The organism is Caballeronia sp. (assembly GCF_049581465.1).
GTDB lineage: Bacteria > Pseudomonadota > Gammaproteobacteria > Burkholderiales > Burkholderiaceae > Caballeronia.
This window is the reverse complement of the sequence record NZ_JBAUSA010000753.1, coordinates 1-1,733: the sequence shown is the minus strand read 5'-3', so window position 1 is coordinate 1,733 and position 1,733 is coordinate 1. Positions and strand designations below refer to the sequence as shown.

2 protein-coding genes are annotated in these 1,733 nt (G+C 63.7%); both read right to left on the bottom strand.

The window, feature by feature from the left end; translation table 11 throughout:
* Positions 1 to 203: 203 nt before the first annotated feature.
* The gene (locus WCA53_RS18650; RefSeq protein WP_423913854.1) at positions 204 to 1,196 is read right to left on the bottom strand and encodes an isoaspartyl peptidase/L-asparaginase family protein; all 993 of its coding nucleotides are present in this window, start codon (positions 1,194 to 1,196) and stop codon (positions 204 to 206) included.
* Positions 1,193 to 1,733: MurR/RpiR family transcriptional regulator (locus WCA53_RS18645; RefSeq protein ID WP_423913851.1), on the bottom strand; the 541-nt coding region annotated here is incomplete at its 5' end. The genes WCA53_RS18650 and WCA53_RS18645, both read right to left, overlap by 4 nt.

The window sequence follows — 1,733 nt, the reverse complement described above, 5'->3', positions numbered from 1 at the left end:
GCACGGCGTTGAAGGCCTTGTCGCCCTGGCGGAAAGCGATCGACAGATTATCTACGGAGAGAACCTCTTGCGGTGGCAACGTCTCAATATTCGCAGTACGAAGCGGCGCGGTGTGCGTTGAAGGCGTCATAATGGACTCCTATTAGATTCGAATGCGGCATGCGGCAAATTCACGCACTGCCGACCAGTTGACTCTTTGAGCGTTAGCGGTAAATGGCTGTCACCGGTGCCTCGCCAACTCGAGCGAAGCCGCGATACATGCCTTCGGTGTTGAACGGCAACGTAACATTGCCGCGCGCATCGACAGCGATCAGGCCACCGCGGCCATTGATCCTTGGCAAGCGGTTCATCACGACATCGGCGGCGGCTTCTTCAAGAGACACTCCGCGATACGCCATTTGCGCAGCCACATCGTAAGCGGCGACCATCCGCATGAACATCTCGCCGGAGCCTGTTGTGGACACGGCGCAGGTCGCGTCGTCGGCATAACAGCCCGCACCGATCAGCGGTGCATCGCCCACCCGCCCGGCTTGCTTGTTCGTCAGGCCGCCTGTGGAAGTCGCGGCGGCTACGTGCCCATGCTGGTCGAGCGCGACCGCGCCGACAGTGCCGAACTTGCGATTCGGATCGATGGGTTCGTGCGGCGTGGGATCGTCTGGTTGCGCCGACGACTGGGACGCGAGCGTCGCGCCGTCGTGATCGAGCATCGAACCTTGCTGCCCGCGCGCAAGCAACCATTGCTTATATCGGGCGTCGGTATGGAAGTACGCAGGATCGACGAATTCGAAGCCCTGTGCGGCGGCGAACGCTTCCGCGCCCGCGCCGGTGAACATCACGTGTTCGCTGGCTTCGAGCACACGGCGCGCGACCAGGATGGGATTGCGCACGCGCGTCACGCAACTGATCGCACCCGCTTCGAGCGTGCGGCCGTCCATGATCGATGCATCGAGTTCATGCGTGCCCTCGGCGGTAAATACGGCACCGTGTCCCGCGTTAAAGAGCGGGCAATCTTCGAGCAGGCGTACGGCTTCGCTTACCGCGTCGAGCGCGCTGCCGCCCGCGGCGAGCACGCCCTGCCCGGCTGCGAGGACGTGGTGCAATTCGGCGTGGTAACGCTGTTCGGCGTCCGACGCCATCGATGCGCGCAGGATCGTGCCTGCGCCGCCATGAATGGCAATGACTGCGGTGGAATTCATCGTTTCTGCTTGTTTTGAGTGCGGGGAACGCGGGGACTACGTGCCGGGCGCTCCGATGCATTGTTGGAAGCGGCGCATGCCGACTGTGGCTCGGTCAACCACGGCAATACAAATTCAGTCATTTCCGCGGCGGCCTGCGCCGAACGTTTCGCGCGGAACGCGACTGCATCGCAGAGCGCTTCGATCACGGCCAACACCGCAGCTTCGGAGGTCGCCGCGAGCCGCCGTTCGGAGCGGATGCACAGCGTCAGGTCCGCGAACTGCCCAAGCGGCGAATTGACGTTGTCGGTCAGTGCGAGCACGCGCGCACCGAGGCTTGCCGCCTGGCGGGCGAGTTGGACCGTGTCGTCGACATAACGCGGAAACGCGATGCCGATCACGAGATCGCCCTTGCCTGCGCTGAACAGCCGCCGCGCCGCATGGGTGGGTCCGCCGACCATCGCAAGCGACTGGACGTTGTCGTGATACGGCAACAGGCCGTGTTCCATGAGCCCCGCGAGAAACGCGCTCGCGCCTGAGCCGAGCACGAACACACGC

Bases quoted from the DNA above. Each gene is read 5' to 3' on its own strand.
- WCA53_RS18650 (WP_423913854.1), bottom strand. From the start codon at position 1,196: ATGAATTCCACCGCAGTCATTGCCATTCATGGCGGCGCAGGCACGATC.